Annotated in this window: 5 protein-coding genes; 2 read left to right on the forward strand and 3 right to left on the reverse strand. The window is 69.2% G+C overall.

The window, feature by feature from the left end; all coding sequences use genetic code 11:
• Positions 1-85: 85 nt before the first annotated feature.
• Entirely contained in the window at positions 86-865 is a 780-nt protein-coding gene (locus C882_RS21590) for a glycosyltransferase family 25 protein (protein WP_160166805.1), read from the reverse strand.
• Positions 866-1,032: 167 nt separating this feature from the next.
• Between C882_RS21590 and C882_RS21595 the strand changes: the two genes are divergently transcribed.
• Positions 1,033-2,250, forward strand: a complete 1,218-nt coding sequence (locus C882_RS21595; protein ID WP_009542821.1) for an O-antigen ligase family protein — start codon at positions 1,033-1,035, stop codon at positions 2,248-2,250.
• A gap of 31 nt (positions 2,251-2,281) precedes the next feature.
• Here C882_RS21595 and C882_RS21600 read toward each other — a convergent pair whose 3' ends face one another.
• Both C882_RS21600 and C882_RS21605 read right to left on the reverse strand, forming a co-directional pair.
• Positions 2,282-3,253 (reverse strand): NAD-dependent epimerase/dehydratase family protein, encoded by a 972-nt coding sequence (locus C882_RS21600; RefSeq protein WP_009542822.1) that lies wholly within the window; start codon positions 3,251-3,253, stop codon positions 2,282-2,284.
• Between the two features lie 7 nt (positions 3,254-3,260).
• Entirely contained in the window at positions 3,261-4,709 is a 1,449-nt protein-coding gene (locus C882_RS21605) for a mannose-1-phosphate guanylyltransferase/mannose-6-phosphate isomerase (protein WP_043647158.1), read from the reverse strand.
• Positions 4,710-4,935: 226 nt separating this feature from the next.
• On the opposite strand from C882_RS21605, the gene C882_RS21610 reads away from it, so the two are divergent.
• A partial coding sequence (locus tag C882_RS21610) for a nucleotide sugar dehydrogenase (protein WP_043647156.1) occupies positions 4,936-5,486 on the forward strand: 551 nt, incomplete at its 3' end.

Here is a 5,486-nt window from a genome sequence, read left to right on the forward strand (position 1 = left end):
CGTTTGGGAACCTCCGGCGAGTCAGTGCCCGTCGGATTTGGTATTATTCGAACTTCCCGGACTGACGCTGGAGCCTTGCGCCGGCTCAGGACGACCGGCGGCGGCGGTCCGTCAGGGCGTACCGGGTGGCCATCGCGAGCCGGCTCAGGGCTTCGTATCCCTTGTAGCACGGGCGCGAGAGGCGGTAGACCGCGCCCGCCAGCCCCGACGGCCGCCGGCACTCGAACCGGCCGGTGCCGATAAGGGTCTCGGTGCCTTCGTGCAGGATGGGCGACGGCAGCAGGTGATAAGCATCGACGCCCGAGTGCCACGCCATCGCAAGGAGCGTGTCAAACGGCATCCAGAATGACCGGGACGCGTCCAGCAGCCGTTGCGCACCCTGGCGCGACACGAGATAGGCCCAGCCGCCGCACGGCAGGTCCAGCATGCGATACAGGGCATAGCGGCCGGACAGGTCCATCACGTGCCACTTTTTGCGGCTGCGCGCGATCTTGTCCGACGCCGTCATGCGGACGAGGTCGAAGTCCAGCCCCTGGGAGACGATGTCCTCCACCACCGCCGCTGTGTCGCCGCAGAACGTCACGTCGTCCTCGCAGATCACCCCATAGGGTTCGGGTTCGGCGAGAAACTGCTCCAGCGCCGCGCGGTGCGACAGGAAGCAGCCGATCTCCCCCGCCGTCAGGTCCTTGCCGTAGAACAGCCGGCGCAGCCGCCCCCGGTAGCCAGCCGGAGGCCTCTCCAGTGCGGCGCCGTCGACACCTTCGACGAAGGTGAACGGCACATCCAGCGCCTCCAGCTGCGTGCGGACGGCCTGCTGGCGGTGCTCCGCCCGGGGAAGCGTGATAACGTAAATCTTGTGCTGCACGTGCCGACCCTTGTGCGCCTCGAAGACCACCGTTGATAAGCGCTTGCCGCGGCCGATGCAAGGCATGAGCCGGTGAGCTGACGGCGGCACAGCGATGTTTTGCGACACCGCAGCAACTCGGCTATAGCAGGGCTGTCTCGAACGCGTTCAAGGTGGCAGAGCTCGAAATGTCCCAAATCGACCCCGCGTCCGACCGGCTTTCGGCGCTGGCGGGCATCTTCGCGGCGACCATCTACCTGATCGCGTTTGTCGCCCCCCTGGCCGCGCCCGTGACCGGTGCCGTCATCGGCCTGAGCCTGTACGGCAGCCTCTGGTGGCTCCGCCGCACGCCCCCTGCCCTGCCGCTGGGCCTGTTCGCGATGCTTGGTGCCGGCATCGTCTGGGGGCTGGTGACGACGCTCTGGACCATCGACACCGGCGTGACCTTGCAGAAGTCCGGCCAGTTGTTCGGCACCGCTGTCATGGCGGTCGTCCTGGTGGCGGCCGCCAATGCGCTGCCAGAGGACGGCCGCGACACCGTGCGCCGCGTCGCCTTGTGGGGCGCCGGCCTGCTGACCGCCGCGACGGCCGTGGAGGGATACACCGGCCTGCCCTGGCACCAGTTGATGGCCGACCTTGGATGGCGGGACCATGCCCAACCCCATGTGCTGAACCGCACCACGCTGCTCATCGTCCTGCTGTCGTGGCCTGCTGCCATGGCCGCCGCCCACCTGGGGCGGCCCCTGCTGGCGACGGCGCTGGTGACGGTCTCCGGCCTCGTACCGCTCGGCCTGGACAGCGGCACGGCCGCCCTGGCGGGCCTCGGTGGACTGGCGGCCGGCGCCGCGGCGCTCGGGCTTGCCAAGGTGGCGCCCGGCGCGCTTGCGCGCGCGGCGGCGGCGGCCATGGTGGTACTCGCCCCGCTCAGCCTGGTGGTCGCTGCGAAGGCCCACACTTGGGCTGCGTCCCATGGCGTGGCCAACAACGCCCTCGCCTCGCTGCTGCACCGCTTCCACATCTGGGACTTCGCGATCCGCCACGGTCTTGAACGTCCGTTTTCCGGGTGGGGCCTGGGTGTCTCGCGGGCCATGCCGAACTTTGGCGAAGTACCGATCTTCACCGGACCCGGCACCGACATCATTCCACTGCACACCCACAACACCTACGTCCAGGTGTTCATGGAACTGGGCGTCGTGGGTGTCGTGTTGCTTCTGGCCCTTGCCGCCCTGGTCATCCTCCGGCTGCGCCACTGGCAGGTCCGCGACCAGGTCTGCGCCATCGGCCTGATTGGCGCCGTCGCGACCTCTTGGCTGACGGGTTTCGGGGCTTGGCAAAGCTGGTCGATCGCCTTTCTGGCGGCGCTGGCCTTCCTGGTGGTGGCCATGCGCGGGCGCGGCAGCGCGTAGTAGCACCGGCGGACCGTCGACCGTCGCGTAATCAGGTGTCGCGGTCGGATCCGCCGGTTTCGGCCGCCATGAGGCGCGCCAGTTCCTCCTCGACCGAGGCCGGCGGCGTCCATCCCGTGGCGCGCAGGGCCGAGGCATCGACACACAGGTCGCCCAGCAACCGGTCGGCCATCGCGCCCCGCCCGGACGCCGCCAGGGCAGCCCGCAACAGCGCCGGCGGAACGGGAAGCAGGCGCGGCGACCGGCCCACGGCACGGCGCATGAGACCGACCAACTCGCCCGTCGACAGGTCGCGGCCGTCGCTGACCAGGAACACGCGGCGCGCCACGGCGTCCCCCGGCGCCACCGTCAGGTGCTCCAAGGCCGAGCACAGGTTGGCCAGCCCGACCAGGCTGCGCCTGTTGCGCACCAGTCCCAGGGGCAAGGGGAAGGGCTTGAGCGCCAGCCGCGCCAGCGCCCGCATGTTGCCCTTCACGCAAGGCCCGTAGACCAGCGGCGGACGCAGAACCACCGGCTCGGCCAGGCGGTGCACCGCGAGCAGGGCCTCCTCCGCCTCAGCCTTGGACCGGGCATACAGGTCTTCGGGACCAGGCGCGTCGTCGGGCCTGAACACGGCGCCCGGACCGGTGGCCTCGCCGTTGACCTTGATGGTCGACAGGAACACGAAGCGCGGCACGCCGGCCGCGACGGCGGCCTCCGCAAGGCGCCGCGTGGCCGTGACGTTCGCGGCGCGGAAGTCCACTTCATCGGCCGGCGTCGGGTTCATCACATGGACCTTGGCGGCCAGATGAACAACCGCGTCGCAGCCCTTCAGCGCCTCGACCAGGGCACTTGGCGGCGCGGTCTCGATATCCCCCAGGACCACCGTTTCGTCGAACTCCGGCGCGGACGGCGGTGCCGGCGCGCGCCGCACCAGCGCGCGGACAGCTAGGCCGGCCGAACGCAGGCGTGGACAAAGCGCCGTACCCACGAAACCGGTGGCGCCGGTGACGGCGACTCTCATCGCCGCCTCACTTTTCGCTCAGGACCTTGATACGTCCGTATTCGTCGGTGAAGCGGACGATGTCGTCCTCGCCGCAGTAGGCGCCCGACTGCACTTCGATCAGCCGCAAGGGCAACTTGCCCGGGTTGCGCAGGCGATGGGTCTGACCGGCGCGGATGAACACCGATTCGTTCTCGAACAGCAGGAACGTATCCTCGTCGCGGGTCACCTCGGCGGTGCCCTCGACCACGATCCAGTGTTCGCTGCGGTGGTGGTGCATCTGCAGGGACAGGCTCTCGCCGGGCTTGACCATGATGTGCTTGACGTGGAACCGCGGCCCTTCGTCGATGGTCTGGAAGGTGCCCCACGGACGGAAGCTGGTGGTATTCAGCGTCGCTTCCTTGCGGCCGCGCGCCTTCAGGTCCGCGACGGCATCCTTGACCCGCTGATCCTCGCCCTTCCGCGCGACCAGCACCGCGTCGTCCTCGGCGACCACGACCAGGTCCTCCAGGCCGATGGCGACCAGCAGCCGGCTGTCGCTGCGCAGATAGCTGCCCGTGCAGTCCATGGCCGTCACGTCACCGACCAGTGCGTTGCCGCTCGGGTCGCTCGGGCTTTCCTCGTGCAGCGACGACCAAGAGCCGATGTCTGACCAGCCGGCATCCAGCTCGGCGACCAGAGCATCCTTGGCGTGCTCCATCACGGCGTAGTCGATACTGTCGCCATCGATGCGGCTGAACGGAGCCTCGGCGAGGCGCAGGAAATCCAGATCGCGCGTCCCCTCCTCAACGGCGGCGTGGCAAAGCTCCAGCATCTCCGGCCGGTACTCGGCCAGGGCATCGAGGTAGGCGGCAACCGGGAACAGGAAGATGCCGGCGTTCCACAGGAAGTTTCCGCTTTCGATGAACTCCGCCGCCCGCGCGGCGTCCGGCTTTTCCACGAACCGGACGATCGACGCGACGCCCGGCGCGACCGGCTCCGGCGTCCGCTCCACATAGCCGTATCCCGTGTGCGGACGGGTCGGCGTGACGCCAAGGCAGGCCAGCCGATCGTCGCCGACGGCGGCGGCACAGGCCTCGACGGCGGCGCGGAAGGCCGCCACATCGCGAATCGCGTGGTCAGACGGCATGACCAGCATGCGCGCCGAAGGGTCCTCTTCCGCGAGCAGCAGGGCGGCCACGGCGGCCGCCGGCGCCGTGTTGCGGGCCGAGGGCTCGATGATGAGGGCGCGCGGCGCGATGCCCGCCTGACGCATCTGCTCGGCGATCTGGAACCGGTGCTCCTCGTTGGAGACGATGAGCGGCGCCGACCACTCCGCGGCGCGGGCGGCGGTTTCCTGGAGCAGCGACTCCGAGCCGATCAGGCAATGCAACTGCTTGGGACGGCACTCCCGCGACAGCGGCCACAGCCGCGTGCCCGAACCGCCCGACAGAATAACCGGATGGATGGCACCAGTGGCCGAGTCGCGCTTTGTCATGTCGCCCAATATCCCCTCCAGACTCAAGATCGGCGCCCTAAGAAGACATGCACGATGACCGGATGCAAGCGCAACTTCGTCTGACAACTGCGGCTTTTCCGAGCCCCACGGAAGCGCGGAACGGCGGCCCGCCGCAACGCGCGTCCATTGCACGCCGCGGCGGCGGGGTCTATACACACGGCGGAGCCGGCTGGGCCGGGGTGACAGACGTGAGGGAAGGATCGCAATGCGCATAGCCATGATCGGCACCGGCTACGTCGGCTTGGTGTCGGGTGCCTGTTTCTCCGAGTTCGGCGTCACCGTCACCTGCGTCGACAAGGACGAAAGTAAGATCGAACGGCTCAAGCGCGGCGAGATCACCATCTACGAGCCCGGCCTGGACAAGCTGGTGGCGTCCAACGTGGCCGCCGGCCGGCTGGAATTCACCACCGAGCTGGCCGAGGCGGTGAAGGGCGCGGACGCGGTCTTCATCGCCGTCGGCACGCCGTCCCGCCGCGGCGACGGCCATGCGGACCTGTCCTACGTCTACGGCGCGGCGGAAGAGATCGCGCGCACTATGGACGGCTACACGGTGGTCGTCACCAAGTCGACCGTGCCCGTGGGCACGGGGCGCGAGGTGGAGAAGATCGTCCGCGCCACGCGCCCCGACGCGGACTTCGACGTGGTGTCCAACCCCGAGTTCCTGCGCGAGGGCTCGGCCATCAACGATTTCATGCGGCCCGACCGCGTGGTGATCGGCGCCGAGACCGACCGCGCGCGCGAGGTGATGCGCGGCCT

Source organism: Caenispirillum salinarum AK4 (genome assembly GCF_000315795.1).
Taxonomy (GTDB): domain Bacteria; phylum Pseudomonadota; class Alphaproteobacteria; order Rhodospirillales; family Rhodospirillaceae; genus Caenispirillum; species Caenispirillum salinarum.